At 62.2% G+C, this 20,145-nt stretch carries 15 protein-coding genes; 10 read left to right on the top strand and 5 right to left on the bottom strand.

Annotation, left to right across the window (positions count from 1 at the left end):
* Window positions 1-86: 86 nt before the first annotated feature.
* Genes GM676_RS06800 through uraH form a run of 3 tightly spaced genes read right to left on the bottom strand, consistent with a single transcriptional unit; the run spans window position 87 to window position 2,705 of the window.
* The gene (locus tag GM676_RS06800; RefSeq protein ID WP_155462673.1) at window positions 87-836 is read right to left on the bottom strand and encodes an APH(3') family aminoglycoside O-phosphotransferase; all 750 of its coding nucleotides are present in this window, start codon (window positions 834-836) and stop codon (window positions 87-89) included.
* A gap of 1 nt (window position 837) precedes the next feature.
* On the bottom strand, window positions 838-2,331 hold the full coding sequence (locus GM676_RS06795; protein ID WP_155462672.1) for a tetratricopeptide repeat protein: 1,494 nt from the start codon (window positions 2,329-2,331) through the stop codon (window positions 838-840).
* Between the two features lie 20 nt (window positions 2,332-2,351).
* Window positions 2,352-2,705, bottom strand: coding sequence for a hydroxyisourate hydrolase (gene uraH, locus GM676_RS06790; protein WP_155462671.1), 354 nt, complete (start codon window positions 2,703-2,705; stop codon window positions 2,352-2,354).
* A gap of 109 nt (window positions 2,706-2,814) precedes the next feature.
* On the opposite strand from uraH, the gene puuE reads away from it, so the two are divergent.
* The 10 genes from puuE (at window position 2,815) to GM676_RS06740 (ending at window position 18,407) form a co-directional block, all read left to right on the top strand.
* Window positions 2,815-3,768, top strand: coding sequence for an allantoinase PuuE (gene puuE, locus GM676_RS06785; RefSeq protein WP_155462670.1), 954 nt, complete (start codon window positions 2,815-2,817; stop codon window positions 3,766-3,768).
* Between the two features lie 7 nt (window positions 3,769-3,775).
* Window positions 3,776-5,245, top strand: a complete 1,470-nt coding sequence (gene xdhA / locus GM676_RS06780; RefSeq protein ID WP_155462669.1) for a xanthine dehydrogenase small subunit — start codon at window positions 3,776-3,778, stop codon at window positions 5,243-5,245.
* Between the two features lie 11 nt (window positions 5,246-5,256).
* Window positions 5,257-7,590: a xanthine dehydrogenase molybdopterin binding subunit gene (gene xdhB, locus GM676_RS06775; RefSeq protein WP_155462668.1), complete on the top strand. Its 2,334-nt coding sequence runs from the start codon at window positions 5,257-5,259 to the stop codon at window positions 7,588-7,590.
* Between the two features lies 1 nt (window position 7,591).
* The gene (gene xdhC / locus GM676_RS06770; RefSeq protein WP_155462667.1) at window positions 7,592-8,716 is read left to right on the top strand and encodes a xanthine dehydrogenase accessory protein XdhC; all 1,125 of its coding nucleotides are present in this window, start codon (window positions 7,592-7,594) and stop codon (window positions 8,714-8,716) included.
* A 19-nt stretch (window positions 8,717-8,735) separates the two neighbouring features.
* The gene (guaD, locus tag GM676_RS06765; RefSeq protein WP_155462666.1) at window positions 8,736-10,043 is read left to right on the top strand and encodes a guanine deaminase; all 1,308 of its coding nucleotides are present in this window, start codon (window positions 8,736-8,738) and stop codon (window positions 10,041-10,043) included.
* Between the two features lie 13 nt (window positions 10,044-10,056).
* Window positions 10,057-11,505 carry an amidohydrolase family protein gene (locus GM676_RS06760; protein WP_155462665.1) on the top strand — a complete coding sequence of 483 codons (1,449 nt, stop codon included), beginning with the start codon at window positions 10,057-10,059 and terminating at the stop codon, window positions 11,503-11,505.
* A gap of 443 nt (window positions 11,506-11,948) precedes the next feature.
* Window positions 11,949-14,333, top strand: a complete 2,385-nt coding sequence (locus GM676_RS06755) for a TonB-dependent receptor (protein WP_155462664.1) — start codon at window positions 11,949-11,951, stop codon at window positions 14,331-14,333.
* Between the two features lie 118 nt (window positions 14,334-14,451).
* A complete protein-coding gene (locus tag GM676_RS06750; RefSeq protein ID WP_155462663.1) occupies window positions 14,452-16,134 on the top strand; it encodes a bifunctional metallophosphatase/5'-nucleotidase in 1,683 nt (560 codons plus the stop codon).
* A gap of 15 nt (window positions 16,135-16,149) precedes the next feature.
* Window positions 16,150-17,373, top strand: a complete 1,224-nt coding sequence (locus GM676_RS06745) for a phospholipase D-like domain-containing protein (RefSeq protein WP_155462662.1) — start codon at window positions 16,150-16,152, stop codon at window positions 17,371-17,373.
* Window positions 17,370-18,407 (top strand): S1/P1 nuclease, encoded by a 1,038-nt coding sequence (locus GM676_RS06740; RefSeq protein WP_155462661.1) that lies wholly within the window; start codon window positions 17,370-17,372, stop codon window positions 18,405-18,407. Before GM676_RS06745 ends, GM676_RS06740 begins: the two co-directional genes overlap by 4 nt.
* Here the strand turns inward: GM676_RS06740 and GM676_RS06735 are convergent, their stop codons facing one another.
* Both GM676_RS06735 and GM676_RS06730 read right to left on the bottom strand, forming a co-directional pair.
* Window positions 18,408-19,280: a transporter substrate-binding domain-containing protein gene (locus GM676_RS06735; RefSeq protein ID WP_155462660.1), complete on the bottom strand. Its 873-nt coding sequence runs from the start codon at window positions 19,278-19,280 to the stop codon at window positions 18,408-18,410.
* A 67-nt stretch (window positions 19,281-19,347) separates the two neighbouring features.
* Window positions 19,348-20,103 carry a DeoR/GlpR family DNA-binding transcription regulator gene (locus GM676_RS06730; RefSeq protein ID WP_155462758.1) on the bottom strand — a complete coding sequence of 252 codons (756 nt, stop codon included), beginning with the start codon at window positions 20,101-20,103 and terminating at the stop codon, window positions 19,348-19,350.
* Between the last annotated feature and the right edge of the window lie 42 nt (window positions 20,104-20,145).

Here is a 20,145-nt window from a genome sequence, read left to right as displayed (position 1 = left end):
TACGCAAATTCGGACATTTTTACGTATTGATATAGCTCAAAGCTTGGTGCCGGCTGTCCGAATGACAGAGCTGACCCCGAATTGGGTCAGAACAACTCGTCGAGTTGTTCGAAAAATTCGCGCTTGGCTGGAGCGTCAGTGGTAAGGAGTTGGGCGGCGAGCTCCGCGGAGACGTCTTCGCGCAGGTTGCGGTGGGCGAAGGCGATGTCCAGCCAGCGGTCGGCTTTGCCGCCTCGGCCGAGATCGATGAAGTGGAGTTCGTCGTTGTCGGTGACGAAGATGTTGCTGTCGCCGAGGTCGCCGTGCGAGAACACCAGCTCTTCCTGCGGCATGCTGGCGTGCAGGCGGGCGAGCAGGTCTTGTGGCGTGGTCAGGCCGGGCCAGGCGCCGAAATCGTAGTCTTCGTCGATCAGGTCCTGGCTGATCAGGAATTCCAGCTCGCGCAGACGCATGGCGGCGCTGGAATCGAACGGGCAGTCGGCGATGGAGATCGATTGCATCTGCCGCAGCGCTTCCTGGAACAGCGCCAGCGTGCGCTGTTCGTCTTTCAGATATTCGGCCAGCGGCGCGCCCGGTACGGCACGGGTGATCATGTATTCCTGCTGCTCGTCCCGCGCGGTCAGCACCACTTCCGGCACCTTCACTTTGCCAGACAGCCATTGCAGCACCGTCGCCTCGCGCAACACGCTGTAGGTGGTGCCGGTGTAAATCGCCGGCGAGGTCTTGAGAAAATAAAGTTCTTTCCCGCGCCGGAAGCTATGTACGGTGCACGGCGATTCGCCGATTTCATCGCGCCGCAAGGCAGCGTCTCCAATGAAGCGCTTGATTGTTTGCATATTACCTTGTCATGATGATTGCATGGGCGGCGATCGGAGCGCCGTTTTCCTGGCGGGCTTCCATGGCCTGGGTGGCCAGTATGGTGAATCCGGTGGCGGCTGCCAGGCGTTGCAGATATTCGAGCGTGTGGGCGTAACGGTTGGATGGGCGCAGCACGTAGTCGGCGCCTTCGCCGGCCTCCACCGAGAAGCAGAAGCGCCCGCCCGGACGCAAGGCGGTGTGCACGGCGTCGAACACCGGCGCAAGGTCGCCAATGTAGACGAAGACGTCCGCGGCCACCGCCAGGTCGAACGATGCCGTGCGGCCGCGCAAGTAGCCGGTCAGGTCGTCGCATGCCAGTTCGTCGTACAGCTTACGCTCGGCCGCCTTGTCCAGCATTTGCTGCGACAGGTCGACGCCCACCAGTTTGCGCGAGTAAGCGCGCAGATAGGGGCCGCACAAGCCGGTGCCACAGCCCAGGTCCACGGTCGCCAGCTCGCTCGACGGCGCCACATGCCGCAGCAACGCATCCAGCACGGCCGGGGTTTTGTAGCCCAGCACTTCGGTCAGATGCTGGTCGAAGTGGTTGGCGTATTGATCGAACAACGAGCGCACGTAGTCGTTCGGTAGCGCGGCCGGCGTTTCACCTTCGCCCACCGAGGCCAATGCGAAGGCAATGGTTTCGGGATTATCGCCATGCGCCAGCGCCGCGCGGTAGGCGGCGATGGCTTCTTCGCGCCGGTCCAGCGCGCGCAGGGCGTTGCCACGATGGTAGTGCGCCAGTGCGTAATCCGGCCGGTGCCTGATCGCCTGATCATAGCTGTCCACCGCCGCGCCAAATTCGCCCAGCCGGTGCAATGACATGCCTTGCGCGCAGTAGGCCTCCGCCCAGTCGGGACGCAGGTGGAGGGCGCGGTCGAAGCTTTCCACCGCTTCCGGCAAATAGCGCAGGCAGTGCAGCGCATTGCCGCGCGCCAGCCACGCGTCGGCGTAGCGGTCCTTGATGTTGAGCGCATCCTCGGCCGCGCCCAGCGCGTCGAGATAGCGGCCCATGTCTTGCAGGACGATGGCGCGGTTGCAGTGCGCCTCGGCGTAATCCGGTTTGATTTGCAGGGCACGCTGGTAACTGTGCAAAGCCTCGTCCAGCCGCAGCAACCGGCGCAGCGCGTTGCCGCGATTGCTCCACGCCAGTGCATGCGAAGGATTCAATGCCAGCGCGCGCTCATGACTGGCCAGTGCCTCTTCGGCGCGGCCGGCATCCAGCAAGGCCACGCCGAGATTGCAGTGCGCCGCCGCCTGCGCCTCATCGACCGCCAGCGCGCGCGAGATCAGCTCAATGGCGCCGTCGCGGTCACCTTGCTGGCGCGCGATCACGCCCAGCAGATGCAGCGCATCGAACTGGCGCGGATTAAGTTCAAGGACTTGCCGGTACAGCGCCTGCGCCGGTTCCAGCCGCCCCTGTTGATGCAGTTCGACGGCTTGTTGAAGTAAGGATGCGGCCAATGATTCAGTCATAGTGCCCGCATCTTATCAAATCAGCTGCCGCGATAGGTCGAATACGCCCAGGGCGACACCACCAGCGGGACGTGGTAATTCTGATCCGCGTGCGCCACGCCAAACGCCAGCGTCACCTCGTCGATGAAGCGCGGTTCCGGCAGCGTCACACCCTGTGCCGCAAAATAATCGCCGGCGCTGAACACCAGTTCATATTTGCCCTGTTTCAGTGCGTCGCCCTCCAGCAGCGGCGTGGAGCAACGGCCGTCGGCGTTGGTGACGTCGGTTTTCACCAGCGTGCGGCCCTGCGCGCCCACCGCGTACAAAGCCACTTTGACGCCGGCGCCCGGCTTGCCCTGCGTGATGTCGAGAACGTGCGTACTGAGTTTGCCCATGATTGGTCCTATATTTGCTTGTGACAGGTATCTATTGTCGAAATCATATACCGCTATGGACGTAGGCATATATGATTAGAGATATATTAGCCATAGACTTGCCAGCGCCATGACCACTTACGATAACTACCCGCGTGATTTGATCGGTTACGGTCCGAAGCCGCCGCACGCCCAGTGGCCCAACAAGGCCCGCATCGCCCTGCAATTCGTGCTGAATTACGAGGAGGGCGCGGAGAACAGCGTGCTGCACGGCGACGCCGGTTCCGAGACTTTCCTGTCCGAGATCATCGGCGCGGCCTCGTTCAGCAACCGTCATATGAGCATGGAGTCGATCTACGAATACGGCTCGCGCGCCGGCTTGTGGCGTGTGCTGCGTATGTTTGAAGAGCGCAAGCTACCGCTGACTATCTTTGGTGTGTCGATGGCCTTGAAGCGCCATCCGGAGGCGGTGGCCGCATTTAAAGAACTGGGCCACGAAATCGCCTGCCACGGCCTGCGCTGGATCACCTATCAGAACATGGACGAGGCCACCGAGCGCGCTCACATGAAGGAAGCGGTGGACATCATTCGCGAACTGACTGGCCGCGCGCCGCAAGGCTGGTACACCGGCCGCGATTCGCCACAAACGCGTCGCCTGGTGATGGAGCATGGCGGCTTCCGCTACGACTCGGATTATTACGGTGACGATCTGCCGTTCTGGCAGAAGGTGGACTTCACCAACGCACAGGGCCAGGCCGTGAGCGAGCCGCAACTGATCGTGCCGTACACGCTGGACACCAACGATATGCGCTTCGCCGCCGCGCAAGGCTTCAACTCGGGCACGCAGTTCTTCGATTATCTGAAGGATGCGTTCGACGTGCTGTACGCCGAGGGCGATCCTGACGGGCTGAATCAGCCGAAGATGCTGAATATCGGCCTGCATTGCCGCCTGGTCGGCCGTCCGGCGCGCGCGGCCTCGCTGGCGCGTTTCCTCGACTACGTGCAGCAGCACGATAACGTGTGGATCACGCGCCGCATCGATATCGCCGAACACTGGCGCAAGGTTCACCCTTTTGCAGAATGAGATTGTGATGTCAGAACCGATTCGTTTTTACTACCGTGGCGCCGTACAGGAAATCCACGACGCCGCCCCGACCCGCACCGTGCTCCAGCATCTGCGCGAGGATCTGCATTGCACCGGCACCAAGGAAGGCTGCGCCGAGGGCGATTGCGGTGCTTGCACGGTGGTGGTGGGCAGCCTGAATGCGCAGGGACAGCTGGAGATGAAGGCGGTGAACTCCTGCATCCAGTTCGCGCCTACGCTGGATGGCAAGGCGCTGTTCACGGTGGAGGACATGCAGCAGCCGGACGGCACGCTGCATCCGGTGCAGCAAGCCATGGTGGAGTGCCATGGTTCGCAATGCGGTTTCTGTACGCCGGGTTTTGTCATGTCGCTGTGGGGCATGTATCTGGACAAGGATGGCCAGCCGGCGCGGCGCAAGGAGATCGACGACTGCTTGTCCGGTAACCTGTGTCGCTGCACCGGTTATCGCCCGATTATCGACGCCGCGCACCGCATGACCGAACTGCCGAAAGTATCGTTCGACCGCGCCGCGTTGACGCAGCAGCTGCAAGCCTTGCGGCGCGATGCAGGCGCAACCTACAGCGCGCAAGGCCGCTCGTTCCACGCACCGCGCACGCTGGAGGAACTGGTGGTGTTGCGCACCGCGCATCCGAAAGCGACGCTGCTGGCCGGCTCCACCGATATCGGTCTGTGGGTGACGAAGCAGATGCGCGATCTCGGCGACATCATTTACCTCGGCCACGTCACCGCGTTGCAAAGCGTGCGGCAGAAGGACGGCATGCTGGAAATTGGCGCGGGCGTGTCGTTGAACGATGCGTATGAAGCGCTGTGCAAGCTGTATCCGGCGCAGCTGAGCGAGTTGTGGCAGCGCTTTGCTTCGCTGCCGATCCGTAACGCGGGCACGCTCGGTGGCAATGTCGCCAACGGCTCGCCGATCGGCGACTCCATGCCGTGGCTGATTGCGCTGGGCAGTGAGGTGGTGCTGCAAGGCCCATCCGGCCAGCGCGTGCTGGCGCTGGAATCCTTCTACCTCGACTATCAGAAAAAGGATTTGCTGGCTGACGAATTTGTGGCGGCCGTGCGCGTGCTGCTGCCGCGCGCGAATGTGCAGTTCCGCACCTACAAGCTGGCCAAGCGCTTCGACCAGGATATTTCGGCGGTGTGCGCGGCGTTTGCGTTCACGCTGGATGGCGACACGGTCATCGATGCGCGCATCGCGTTTGGCGGCATGGCGGCCACGCCGCGCCGCGCGCCGCGTGCCGAAGCCGCGCTGACCGGCTTGCGCTGGAATGAAACCAATCTGCGCGTGGCGATGGATTTGTTGCAGCAGGACTTTGCGCCACTGTCGGATATGCGCGCATCGAGCACGTATCGCATGCAGACGGCGCAGAATCTGCTGCGTCGCTTCTGGCTGGAGACGCGCGCCGATGCGCCGCTTGCGGCCGATGCCGTCAACGCTTTCGCTTGCCGCGCCTGAAAGGAGCCATCATGAATCAACCCGTTGCTCCATCCGCGATCGCGGCCACGGCGTGGAAGGCCGTCGGCGTGGCGCGACCGCACGAATCTGCCGAGCTGCATGTGCTGGGCCAGGCCACCTACACCGACGATATCCCGGAACTGCAAGGCACGCTGCATGCGGCGCTGGGTTTGTCGTCCAAGGCGCATGCGCGCATTACGTCGATGGATCTGTCGGCCGTGCGCAGTGCGCCGGGCGTAGTGGCGGTGTACACCGCCGCCGACATCGTCGGCACCAACGATTGCGGTCCGATCATCCACGATGATCCTATCTGGGCGGTGGAGGAGGTGATGTACGTCGGCCAGCCGATATTCGTCGTGGTGGCGGACTCGCATGACAATGCGCGGCGCGCCGCGCGCAAGGCGGTGGTGGCGTATGACGAGCTGCCGGCTATTTTTACGCCGCAGGAAGCCAAAGCCGCCGGCTCGTATGTGCTGCCGCCGATGCGGCTCAAGCGCGGCGATTATCAGGCCGCGTTCGAGGCTGCGCCACGTGTGGTGAAGGGCCAGCTGTTTGTCGGCGGCCAGGAGCAGTTCTACCTTGAAGGCCAGATCGCCTACGCGATTCCGAAGGAAGACAACGGCATGCTGGTGCAATGCTCCACGCAGCACCCTAGCGAGATGCAGCACGTGGTGGCGCACGCCATCGGCGTGCATTCGCACAAGGTGCAGGTGGAGTGCCGCCGCATGGGCGGGGGCTTTGGCGGCAAGGAATCGCAGTCGGCTTTGTGGGCGGCTTCGGCTGGCATCGCGGCCGCCAAGTTGCGCCGGCCGGTCAAGCTGCGCGCCGATCGCGATGATGACATGCTGGTCACCGGCAAGCGCCATTGCTTCTACTATGATTATGAAGTCGGCTATGACGACAGCGGCAAGATTCTCGCTGCGCGCGTGGACATGACTTTGCGCGCCGGCTTCTCGGCGGATTTGTCCGGCCCCGTGGCGACGCGCGCGGTCTGCCATTTCGATAACGCTTACTACCTGTCGGACGTGGATATCCGTGCCGGCTGCGGCAAGACCAATACGCAGTCGAATACGGCGTTCCGGGGTTTCGGCGGCCCGCAAGGCGCGATTGCGATCGAGTACATCATCGACGAGATTGCGCGCAATCTGGGGCGCGATGCGCTGGATATCCGCCGCCTGAATTTCTACGGCAAGACGGAGCGCAACGTCACGCCGTATGGGCAGGAGATCGTCGATAACGTGATCGAAGCGCTGACGGCGGAGCTGGAACAGACCAGCGAGTATCGCGCGCGCCGCAAGGCGATTGAGGCGTTCAACGCCACCAGCCCGGTGCTGAAAAAGGGCATTGCGTTCACGCCGCTGAAGTTCGGTATCGCCTTTAACGTCACGCACTTGAATCAGGCCGGTGCGTTGGTGCATGTGTATGTGGATGGTTCGGTGCTGGTCAATCATGGCGGCACGGAGATGGGGCAGGGCATCAACACCAAGGTAATGCAGGTGGTGGCGCATGAACTGGGCCTGGATCTGTCGCATGTGCGCATTACGGCGACCGATACCAGCAAGGTGGCGAATACCTCCGCCACGGCGGCGTCGACCGGTGCGGACTTGAACGGCAAGGCGGCGCAGGATGCGGCGCGCCAGATACGCGAGCGGCTGGCGGCATATGCGGTCAAGCTGTATGGCGACGAGAATGGGCAGCCGGTGCGTTTCTTCGACAACGTGGTTCACGTCAATGGTCACACGGTGCCGTTTGCGGAATTGGTGCAGAAGGCGTATCTGGCGCGGGTGCAGCTGTGGTCCGATGGTTTCTATGCCACTCCGGGCCTGCACTGGGACCCGAAGACGATGAATGGCCATCCGTTCTCGTACTACGCCTATGGCGCGGCGGTGTCGGAGGTGGTGGTGGATACGCTCACCGGCGAGTGGAAGCTGCTGCGCGCGGATGCCTTGTACGATGCAGGGCGTTCGCTGAACCCGGCCATCGATATCGGCCAGGTGGAAGGTGCCTTCATTCAGGGCATGGGCTGGCTGACCACGGAGCAGTTGTGGTGGAATGCGGCGGGCAAGTTGATGACGCATGCACCGTCCACGTACAAGATTCCGGGGATTTCGGATTGTCCGGAGGATTTCCGTATCAAGCTGTTTGATAACGGGAATGTGGAGGACAGTATCCATCGCTCCAAGGCGGTGGGGGAGCCGCCGTTGTTGTTGCCGTTCTCGGTGTTCTTTGCGATTCGCGATGCGATTTCGTCGGTGGGCGGGCATCGCGTCAATCCGCCGTTGAATGCGCCGGCGACCAGTGAAGAGATTTTGCGGGCGGTGTCCGCGGTGGAAATGGCGGCTTGAGATGAATGAGTGGCTGACAGCGCAGGTGTCCGAACCGGCGGTGCTGGTGACTGTGGCGATCGTGGAGGGCTCCGGCCCGCGCGAACCCGGCGCCAAGATGCTGGTGACGGCGCGCGGCCAGCACGACACCATAGGTGGCGGGCATCTGGAAATGTGTGCGATCGAGCTGGCACGCGAAATGCTGGCCGCCAGCGAGCGCGTGGCAGCACACGACGCGACCTCGCGCGGCGCCGCGCCAGGGGAGGCAGGGCGACGCACGACGGTGACGCGGCTGGAGCGGTATGCGCTTGGCCCGACGCTGGGACAGTGCTGCGGCGGCGTGGTGCATCTGGCGTTTGAGCTGGTCGACACCTCGCTTGCCGAGGTGCTGGCGGGCCTGCGTGCGCGTCGCCGCGAAGATAGTTGGCGCCTGAGTGCTATCGACGGCGCGCCAACCGCACTGCTGCTCGACGCCGACGGCATCGTTGCCGGCGCGTCGTCCGCCCCGCACGGCGAGGGCGGCGTCGCGGTATCAACGGCGATGGCGGGGCTGGCGGTTGACCGCACGCGCGGCACGCATGTTTCGCGCGATGCGGACGGGCGGCGCTGGCTGGTCGATCCGTGCCTGGCGCCGCGCGCGCATCTGATATTGTTTGGCGCCGGCCATGTCGGCGCAGCCATTGTGCGCATGCTGGGCGAGTTGCCGTGCACCGTTACCTGGGTGGATGAACGTGAAGACATGTTCCCTGCCAGCGTGCCGGCCAATGTGACCATCGAGGCCACCGATATGCCGGAAGCCTGTGTAGCTGGCGCGCCCGCCGGCGCCAGCTATCTGGTCATGACCCACAGTCACGCCCTGGATCAGCGCCTCAGCGAAGCGATCCTGGCGCGCGAAGACGTCGGTTGGTTCGGCCTGATCGGCTCCAAAACCAAGCGCGTACAATTTGAACGCCGCATGGCCGCACGCGGTCTGCCGCAAGACCGCATCGACAGCATGGTTTGTCCGATCGGCCTGCCCGGCATCGCCAGTAAACTGCCGGCCGCCATCGCTACCTCCGTATGCGCACAACTCTTGATGGTGTGGGAGGCGCAGCAGATCGCCGCGCTCACCGCTTCGGCGCCGGTGCGACTGGTGGCCGCCAGTTAATATTTTTAAGAAAGACCTTATGACCTCCAACCTGCAAGCCTACCGTGGCAGCTTGCTGCATTTCCTCGCGGACCCCGCGTTCAGCGACAACGCGCACGACTGGCACGAAGACGGCCTGCTGATCGTCGAAGACGGCAAAGTCAAAGCCGCCGGTGGCTATGAAAGACTGCACGCCACGCTGCCGCCCGGCGCCGTAGTGCACGATTACAGCGGCAAGCTGCTGATGCCGGGCTTTATCGACACCCACCTGCACTATCCGCAGACCGACATGATCGCCTCGCCGTCGGAAGGCCTGCTGCCATGGCTGGAGACCTACACCTTCCCATCCGAGCGCCAGTTCGAGGACAGCAAGCACGCCGCCAACGTGGCCGACTTCTTCCTCGATGAACTGCTCCGCTGCGGCACCACCACCGCCATGGTCTACTGCACCGTGCACCCGCAATCGGTGGACGCCTTCTTCGCCACCAGCGAGCGGCGCGGCTTGCGCATGGTCGCGGGCAAGGTAATGATGGATCGGAATTGCCCCGATTTCTTGCGCGACACCGCCGAATCCAGCGCGCGCGACACCGAAGCGCTGATCCAGCGCTGGCACAAGCGTGGCCGCTCGCTGTACGCCATCACGCCGCGCTTCGCACCGACGTCCACGGAAGAACAGCTGCATCTGGCCGGTGAACTGGCGCGCGCCTACCCGGACACCTTCATCCAGACCCACGTTTCGGAAAACGAAGCTGAATGCGCCTGGGTGCGCGAACTGTTCCCCAACTCGCGCAGCTACATCGACGTCTACGACAGCTACGGCATGATGCGTCCGCGCGCCATGTACGGCCACTGCATCTGGCTCGATGAACGCGACCGTCAGCGCATGGTCGAAACCCAGTCCGCCGCCGCCATCTGCCCGACCTCCAACCTGTTCCTCGGCAGCGGCCTGTTCGACTTCGAGCGCGCCGACCAGGCAGGCGTGCTGCTCTCGCTGGCCACCGACGTCGGTGGCGGCACTTCCTTCTCCATGTTGCAAACGATGAATGAAGCCTATAAAGTAGCGCGCTTGAAGGGCAGTTACCTGCCGGCGCTGCGGATGTTCTACCTCGCCACGCTGGGCGCCGCGCGCAGCATGCAACTGGAAGGCACGATCGGCAATTTCAGCGCCGGAGCGGAAGCGGACTTCATCGTCATCGATCCGCAAGCCACGCCGTTGCTGCAACGCCGCACCGCGCGCAGCGGCAGCCTGGAAGAACTGCTGTTCGCACTGGCCCTGCTGGGTGACGACCGCGCCATCGCCGCCACCTATGCCGCCGGCCAGCAAGTACATGCCCGCGAAACGACTTGATTAAGGAAGCCACATGAAGAACAACATCACAGCCATCGCCCTGGCCGCCGCCGTGCTGTGCGCACTGCCAGCAGCGCAGGCGCGCGACGCCGGCGCCAACGCCAACGAGGAAGCCACCAAGCGCCACTTCGCCTCGCTGATCGCACCGGGCAAGGAACCTAAACTGGCCGAGCTGACGATGTTCTTCACCATGATGCCGAAAGGCGGCGACCTGCATCACCACTACTCGGGCGCGATCTACGCCGAGCAGTATCTGGAGTGGGTGGACAAGGAAGGCTTCTGCGTCAACAAGACCAGCTACACCATCGACAAAAACAAGCCGTCCGCCACCTGCCTGTCCGGCCAGGACGTCATGAACGACAACACGCTGCTGGCCAATCTGCTGCAACGCTGGTCGGACAAGGACTTCTACAATCACAGCGCGATCCAGTCGCCGCCGGACCGCCAGTTCTTCGACACCTTCGCCTACTTTGGCCCGGTGTCGTCGACCAACACCGCCGACGGCCTGCAACGCCTGAAACAGCGCGCCATTCAGGAAAACCTGAGCTACATCGAAACCATCTTCGAGATCGCGCCGATCGCCAAGGACGAGGCGTTCGACCAGAAGGCGCAAAAGGGTGCGCTGACCGACGCCGATTTCGCCGCGCTGAGCGCAAAGCTGGATCAGGACCAGGCCTTCAACGGCTGGATCGCCGCCTACATCGACAACGTCAACAAGTCGGGCGCCGGCATCGACGACGAGCAGTTCACGCTGCGCTACCAGCCGTTCGCGTTGCGCTTCCTGTCGCCGTCGCAGGTGTATTCGCAAATCCTGTCGAGCTTCAAGCTGGCCTCCAGCCATCCCAAGATCGTTGGCATCAACATTGTTGGCCAGGAAAGCGTGAACGTCTCGATGCGCGACTATGCGTTGCACATGCAAATGTACAAATTCCTCAAGGCAAAATATCCCAGTGTCAAACTGGCGCTGCACGCCGGTGAGTTGTCGCTGGGCATGGTGCCGCCGGAAGGCCTGACCTTCCACATCAAGGATGCCATCGACGTGGCCGGCGCCAACCGCATCGGCCACGGCATGGATATCGCTCACGAGAGCAATCCGCTGGCCATCATGAAAAAAATGCGTGATGAGAAGATCGCGGTCGAGGTCAACCTGAGCAGCAACGACTTCATCCTCGGCATCAAGGAGCAGGCCCACCCGGTCACCCTGTACCGCAAGTATGGCGTGCCGTATGTGTTGTCGACTGACGACGCCGGCGTCTCGCGTAACAATTTATCGGGCGAATACGTGCTGTACGCGGCGCGCTACCAGCCGGATTACGCGGAGGTGAAAAAACTGTCCTACGACAGTATCCGTTATTCTTTCCTGGCCGATGCGGATAAACAACGTCTTTTGAAAGCCCTGGACAGTAAATTCACCAAATTTGAGGCGGAGATCGCCGGCGCCGCGGCGCACGCCAAACGTTAAAAGTTTTTTCCCTTCCCCGAAAGTCGGCGTTGTCCCCCGCCGGCTTTTCTTTTTGCCAAAATTACGACGTTTTTTTGTCGTAGTTTTGCCACAGTTCTGAGTATTCTCTTTAAATGTTGCCATGAACAAAATTCATCGGCGGCTTCTGCTTTTATAATTCCGCGCAACCACGCCTCTGCATTTGTCGGAACTTGTTAATTAGTTAGCATTTCACCTTCATTTATACGTTTTTCGACTTAATTGCTTAGTAAAAACGTATTTGTCGCGGGTGTAGCGACATGCAATAGTTATAGGCAGTTAGAGCAAATTGACAACTTTTATTGTCATACTGGTGTCATTTAAGACATATAAACTCTCACATTGGTGCAGAGGAAAAACAGCTCTCCACATCCGATTTCGTTAGTTTTCTACAGTTTTCACAATAACACTCTAAGGGGTTTTGAATGCAATCCAAACAATCTCCGGTCTTGCGTCTGAGCGCAATCGCCGTAGCGGCTCACCTGGCTGCCCTGTCGGCCGGCGCTGCTTTCGCTGAGGACGCGGATACCGCCGCGCCAGCCAAGTCCGAGGTGGTCATCACTGGTAAAAAACTGGGTATGGGCCTGATGGTAACGGAAGACGCGCCAAAAGCACGTTCGACCATTACTGCGGAAGAATTGGAAAAGCAGCGTCCAACCGGCAATGCTTATCAAGCGCTGGAAATGCTGCCAGCAGTGAACAGCTACAACTACGATGCAACCGGCCTGTTCGGCGGCGGCATGACCCTGCGCGGCTTCAACTCCGACCAGATCGGCGCCACCATCAACGGCGTACCAGTCAACGACTCCGGTAACTTCGCTGTGTACCCACAAGAGTATGTGGACCAGGAAAACACCTGCTCGCAGTTCGTGACCCAGGGTTCGACCGACGTCGACTCGCCACAAGTTGGCGCCACCGGCGGTAACTTCGGCATCACCACCTGCGCACCGGAAAAAACCCAGCGCGTGCGCGTCATGCAGACCGCCGGTCAACTGAACATGTGGAAGACCTTCGTGCGCTACGATACCGGCGCCATGCTGGACGGCAAGCTGACCGCCTTCATCTCGGCGTCGCATGCGCAATCCGACAAGTGGAAGGGCAAGGGCGAAGCCAACCGTAACCACATCGACGTCGGTGTGAACTACGACTGGGACCGCTTCAACTACATCCACGCGACCGTGTTGTTCAACAAGGCCGTCAACAACAACATCAACAATCCGACCCTGGCTGAACTGAAAGCCAACGGTTACGACTTCGACTACGCCGACACCTTCAAAGGTCACCTGACCCCGGTGAAGGGCACCGCGCAAGTGGAAACCACCCAGTCGCCGGCCTACTACGGCCTGTCGATCAACCCGTTCAAGAACATCATCGCTTCGGCAGTCAGCAAGTTCCGCCTGACCGAGAACCTGGACGTGGCCTTCACCCCGTACATGTGGTACGGCTTCGGCAACGGCGGCACGCAGCAGCGCGCCATGTCGGAAAAAGGTTTCTACAATCCAGCCACCGGCAAGCGCGACCAGACCGTTGACCTGAACGGCGACGGCGACACCCTGGACACCGTGCTGGTTGCCAACGCCAGCGTGACCCGCACCGTGCGTCCGGGCGCCAACCTGGCCTTCATCTACAACCTGGAAAACCACGAAATCAAGACCGGCGTATGGTGGGAGCGTGCCCGTCACGAGCAGACCGGCCCGATGCTGGCGCTGACCAATGACGGCAACCGCGCCGACATCTGGCTGCAAGATGGCCAGATCCTGCGTCCGGACGGCCACCCGGCCAACAGCCGCGACTGGATCTCGATCTCGACCGCTTACCAGGCCTTCCTGCAAGACACCATCAGCCTGTCGGACGACAAGCTGAAGATCAACATCGGCGTGCGTACCCCGTACATCAAGCGTGACTTCACCAACTTCGGCGATGAGCTGAACACCGTCAAGCCGTTCCAGTTCAACAAGACCTACAACGAAGTGCTGCCACAGCTGGGCGCGCGCTACCGCGTGACCAACGACGATCAGGTGTTCGCCTCGGTCGCCAAGAACATGAAGGCGCCGCCGAACTTCATCTTCGGTAACATCGGCTCCAACGTCGTGATCGATGCAAGCACCAACCTGCCAGTGTCGTTCAAAGACACCCAGCCGGAAACCTCGTGGAGCGGCGACCTGGGCTATCGTCACCAGGATTCGAAGTTCATCGCCACCGTGACCGCGTTCTACACGGACTTCAAGAACAAGCAAGCCAGCTCGTTCGACCCTGAAACCGCCAAGAACACCTACCTGAACATCGGCCGCGAGAAGCACAGCGGTCTGGAGATCGAACTGGGTAACACCCCGATCAACGGCTGGGCGTTCTACGGTTCCCTGGGCTTCCTGAAGACCGAACTGAAGGACAACCAGTACGGCTTCGCCGGCACCACCCGCGTGCTGCTGCCGACCGCTGGCAAAGATGCGCCTAACGCGCCACGCCGCAAGGCTGGCCTGTCGGTGGAATACCAGGATGGTCCATTCTGGGTCCGCGCCAAGGCACGCGCCACCAGCAAGCAGTACGCTTCGCTGCTGAACGACGAAGTCGCGCCTGGCTACACCACCTTCGACTTCGACGGCGGCTACACCTTCGCCAACTTCGGCTGGCTGAAGCGTCCTAAGCTGACCTTCAACATCAGCAACATCACGGACAAGCAGTTCCGCAATCCGTCGTCGACCACTGTGATCAACGCGCAGCCATACCAGGGCGTGGGCGTTGCGTCGGTCAGCCGCTACTACCTGGGCGCACCGCGCTTCGCATCGGCTACCCTGTCGGTGGACTTCTAATCGTTCATTGCGAGACGGGCTGCGGTCCGTCTTCGGTGCACGTACCACACCCTATAAGTCTTGTACTTATAGGGTGTTTTTCATTTGAGCTTAGCTTTGTAACGTATTATTTCTCTTCATGAAAACCTATCTGAGCCTGACCACCCTGGCCGCGCTGGCCGGCTGCGCATGGTGGCAGCCGCCGCCCTCCAACCTGACCGAAATCCAGCTGGTCACGCTGAACGACTTCCACGGCAATCTGGAGGCCAGCAAGTACACGCTGGACAGCGCTGCCGGCGGCGGCGAGCGCGTGATCAAGGCCGGCGGCATCGATACGCTGGGCGCGGCGCTGCAAGCGTGGCGCAAGCAGGACCCCGAGCTGTTGCTGGTGGGCGCCGGCGATCTGATCGGCGCCAGTCCCGCTATCTCGTCGATGTGGGCTGACGAGCCGACCATCGGCGCCATGAATCTGCTCGGCCTGCGCGCGACCTCGGTGGGCAATCATGAATTCGATCAGGGCCGCATGGAGTTGCTGCGCCAGCAGAAGGGTGGCTGCGTGTCGCCGCGCGCCGACAAGGCCTGCAAATTCGAAGGCACGTATCAGGGCGCGCGGTTCCAGTACCTGGCTGCCAACGTGATCGACATGGTCACGCGCAAGCCGGTGCTGCCCGCCTATAAAATCGAGACCGTGCGCGGCGTGAAGGTAGGCCTGATCGGCACCGTGCTGCGCGAGACCGCCGAATCGGCGCTGGCATCCGGTATCGCCGGGCTGGAGTTCGTCGATGAGGCGGACGCCATCAACCGCCAGCTGCCCGAACTGCGCCAGCAGGGCGTGGGCGTGTTCGTGGTGCTGATCCATCAGGGTGGCCTCACCGTTGATAAATTCGACCAGCAGGATTGCGCCAACCTGAAAGGGCCGATTGTGGATGTGGTCAAGCGCCTCGATCCTTCCATCAAACTGGTGATCAGCGGCCACTCGCACCAAGGCTATCTGTGCAAAGTGGACGGCCGTCTGGTGACGCAGTCCGACATGGGCGGCCACGTCATGTCGCGCATCCGCCTGACGGTGGACACCGACACCAACAGCGTGCGCGATGTCGCCGCGCGCCAGGAAGTGATGGAGCAGGGTAAATGGCCGGCCGATCCGGCGCTGGACGCCTACCTGAAGCAAGCCCGCGAACGCAGCACCGCCGCCCTGGCGCAGCCGGTTGCCACGCTGGCCGTGCCGAGTGTGAAGCGCGAGAAGGATCATGCGCGCGAGTCGGCGCTGGGCGATCTGGTGGCTGATTCCATGCTGTACGCGGGCCGTCCGTTCGGCGCGCAGATCGCGCTGCAAAATCCGGGCGGCATCCGCCAGGATCTGGAAACGGCCGCCGGCAACCGTGTCACGCTGGGCCACGCCATGGCCGTGCTGCCATTCGGGAATTCGATGGTGGCGATGAATCTGCGCGGTTCGCAAATCGTCGAACTGCTGGAGGAACAATGGATCGGCGGACGCGATGTGAAGCGCGGCCTGCTGCAAGTGTCGGACGGCTTCTGGTACGAATGGGATGCGACGCAGCCGGAAGGCCGCAAGATCGTGCCGGGCAGCGTGAAGCTGAACGGCTCGCCGTTGCAGATGGATGCGACCTATCGCGTGGTGACCAACAACTTCCTGGCCGAAGGCGGCGATGGTTTCCCGACCTTCGCCAAGGGCAGCAACCGCGCCCCGACCAATATCCGCGATATCGATGCGCTGACCACCTATCTGGTCAGGCGCGATCAGGACCGCAAGCCTGCCGGCACCGCCGCGCCGTCGGTCCGCTACAAGAGCGTGCAATAACTTACTGGAGTCATCATGCGTCCAATCCTGATTTCCGCGTTGGTGTCGGCGGCGCTGCTGGCGGCGCCGGCGCGCGCCGAGTTTTCCATTCCCGGCTATGAGCTGGTGCAGACCGCGCCGGTGGAGACCTCGCTGCACAGCGACGACTTGCGCAGCGCCGCGCAAGTGTGGACTGAGTTGTTCGACAACGCCAAAAGCGAAATCGTCATCGGCCAGTTTTACGCCGTGGTCAAGCCAGGCAGCGTGTTCGAGAAAGTGGTGGAGCATCTGGAAGCAGCCGGCAAGCGCGGCGTGAAGATCCGCTTCCTGCTGGACCAGAAAGGCGTAGGCCTGTCCGAGCAGCCAACCATCGAGCGTCTGAAGGCGATTCCGAATCTCGACTTCCGTATCTTGGATTTCAACAAGCTGACCGGCAACGGCATCATCCACGCCAAGTATCTGGTGGTGGATGGTGCGACCGCCTATATCGGCAGCCAGAATTTCGACTGGCGTTCGTTTGAACACATCCACGAAACCGGCTTGCGCATCACCGATCCGAAAGTGGTGGCGCAGGTGCTGGCCATCTTCAATCAGGACTGGCGCGCGCAGGCCTTGACGTCGCAAGGCCAGATCGCGCCGGTGCTGAACCCGCGCACGGTGACGGCGGACACGCGGCAGCCAGCCTTCCTGCTGTCCAGTCCTAATCAGTACAACCCGGTAGGCGTGGGCGATTCCGAAACCGGCCTGCCGGCGCTGCTGGCGGAAGCGAAAAACGAAGTGCGCATCCAGTTGCTGGACTATGCGCCTTTGAGCTACGGGCCGAAAGGCACGCGGCCTTATTACGCCGTGATCGACAACGCGGTGCGTGCCGCCGCCCAGCGCGGCGTCAAGATCAAGCTGATGGTCTCCAACTGGAATCTGGAAAAACCAGCGCAGGCTTATCTGAAAAGCCTGGCGGTGCTGCCGAACGTCGAGATCCGCGTGGTGACGCTGCCGGTGGCGTCGACTGGCTTTATCCCGTTCGCGCGCGTCATCCACAGCAAGACCATGGTGATCGACAATCAGATCGCGTGGGTCGGCACCAGCAACTGGAGTGGCGGCTACTTCGACCTGTCGCGCAATCTGGAAGTGGTACTGCGTAACGAGAAGATGGCGCAGCGCCTGGCCGCCTTGCAGGAGCAGACCTGGAGCTCGCCGTATGCGCAGGTCCTCGACATCAACAAACAATATCCCAAACCGTCGAAAGGCAGTCCCGAATGAAGAAGCTCGCATGCATCCTCGCGCTGAGCAGCGCTTTTGTTTCGTTTAACGCCCACGCATGGGGCAACGACGGCCACCGCGCGGTGGGCGCGATTGCCGATCAGCTGATCAAGGGCAGCAACGCCGGCAAGCAGGTGCAGGCCTTGCTGCTGCCGGGCGAATCGCTGGCCGCGGTTGCCTCGTGGGCGGATTGCGTCAAGGGCACTTACTGCGGTCCGCAAACCGAGGAGATGGTGGCTTACACCAGCGCCAATCCCAAGCACGCCGAGTATCACTACACCGACGTGCCGTTCCAGCTGTCGCATTATGAGGACCGTGGCGTCGGCACCACCGATCACGACATCGTGCAGACGCTCAAGCAGTGCATCGCGGTGCTGCAAGGGAAGGGCGATGCGGTCGCTAATCCGCATCACTTCACGCCGCGCCAGGCCTTGCTGATACTGACGCACCTGAGCGGCGATATCGCGCAGCCGCTGCATGTGGGCGAAGGCTATGTCGGCAAGAACGGCGGCTTCGTGCTGCCGACGCAGAAGCAGCTGGACGACAAGGAAGCCTTTGCCACCACCGGCGGCAACAACCTGCAACTGGACGACGCGCGGCTGGTTGCCAGCAGCGCGCAGCTGATCCCGGCGGACGACAAACCGGCCAAGCCGCAAGCCACGCGCGCCTTCCATTCGTACTGGGACACCACGGTGGTGAACTACGCTTTCCGCCGCATCGGTGCGCGCACGCCGGAGCAGTTTGCACAGATGGTGATTGCGGACAGTCCGGTGGTGGCGCCGAATAGCGGCGATCCGGTGACGTGGCCGTACCAGTGGGCCGACCAGACTTTGGTGGTGGCCAAGCTGGCCTATACCGACGTGGTGCCCGGTCCGATGGGACAGCAGACCAGCAAGACCACCGGCGAGGTGTACAACGTCTGGCCGCTGACGGTACCGGACAATTATCCGCTGCCATCGTCGGGCGCCGCCAAGACGCAGCTGATTCAGGGCGGCTATCACCTGGCCGCCGTGCTGAAAGCCATCTGGCCGTAACTACTTGCCCGTCAGGGGATTGAACCAGAGATCGCCGCGCGACAGCGGCGTCTCTGGCGTCAGATGCGGATTTGGCAGCTGGAGCACGCGCCGGTGTGCCAGTCCTCCGGTCTTGATGCTCTCGCCCTTGTACTGCTGGAACAGGGCGTTGAGCGAACCGTCCTTGATCATCATCTCCATCCCATCGGCGATGCGCCGCGCCAGCAATTTGCCTTCATCATCGCGGCGCGTGAAAAAGTACAGCGGCAACGGATATTGCAGCAGCAAGGTCGGCTCGACCACCATGTGCGGAAAAGCCGCGGCGCGTTCCTTGAATTCGCGCTGCGCCTCGTCGATCCCGCGCGAGAAGAAATCGAAACGGCCGGCCGTCAGCATGGCGAACAGGCCGGGATAGCTGGTGCCTTCCACCACCTTGAATCCGGCCTTGCGCAGGATGGGCACATCGATCCAGTCCTTGCCCTGGCCCACGCTCAGCTTGCGCAAATCGTTCAGCGTGCGCACGGCGGCAAAGCGCGGCAGGTCGGTATCGCGGATCAGGAACATGCGGTAGCCGAGCAAGCCGCGGTCGATCGGCAGGCGCACCGGCAGGTAGAGCCGTTCCAGCTCCGGCGAGGTGGCGCGGGCGAACACGTTGATGCGGCCGCCGGGCATCAGCAACTCCTGCGCCACGCGTTGCGACGACATCGGATGGGTGGACTGGTGCAGTTCGAAGGGGCCGTAGCGCGGCTCGGTCTTTTGCAGCGCGACGCGCAGCACGGCCCAATCGTAGTCGTAGCGGCTATCCACTTCCTCCAGCGTGGTGAGTGGATACACCACGCGCGTGGTGGCCATCGCGCAGCTGCCCGCGAGCAGGCACACAACTGCCAACAGCATGCGCCATGCCGTGCGTGTGCTTAATGCGTTCAGAATCGTCATCCAGCTAGTTTGCCACATTAAACGTCTATGCTCTAGTGACCCCGATCCCCATGCCGCGATACGGCGCCACCAGTTCATCGGGCGTATCGCGGTTGACGATGATGGCGCTGAGCTGCGCCAGCGGCACGATCTGGTAGGGCGAGGCGGTGTCCAGCTTTTCCGGAGAGGCCAGCAGCACGGTGCGCTGCGCCATGCCACTGATGGCGCGCTTGATACCGGCTTCGTCGAAATCACCGGTGCTGACGCCGCTTTGCGGATGCAGGCTGCATGCGCCCATGAAATAGATGTCGGTGCGGATCTGGGCGATGGCTTCCAGCGCCGACGGCCCCATCGCGACGATGGAGTGCTTGAACAGGCGGCCGCCGATCAGGATCACCTCGACGTGGGCATGCTCCACCAGCTCCACCGCCACCGATGGGCTGTGCGTGACCACCGTGCAGCGCAGCTCCGGCGGCAGCGCGCGCGCCAGCTGCACGGCGGTGGTGCCGCCGTCGATGAACACCACTTGCCCGGGTTCGATCATGGCGGCGGCGGCGCGGGCGATGGCCGGCTTGGCGTCGCTGGAAATGCGCTGGCGCTCGGCGAAGGTACCCAGCGCCGGCGAAGCTGGCAGGGCGCCCCCGTGGACGCGCTTGAGCAGGCCCTCGCTGGCCAGTTCGCGCAGGTCGCGGCGGATGGTGTCCTCGGACAGTCCAAGCTCCTCGCTGAGCGATTTGGCGACGATCTGGCCGTCCTGGTGCAGGCGGGCGAGCAGGAGTTCTTTACGTTGGCGTGTCAGCATATGCATGAATTTTCTTGATATTGCACGATATTGCATGATATC

Source organism: Duganella radicis (assembly GCF_009720825.1).
Taxonomy (GTDB): Bacteria; Pseudomonadota; Gammaproteobacteria; order Burkholderiales; family Burkholderiaceae_D; genus Rugamonas; species Rugamonas radicis.
This window is presented reverse-complemented; position numbering and strand designations above follow the sequence as displayed.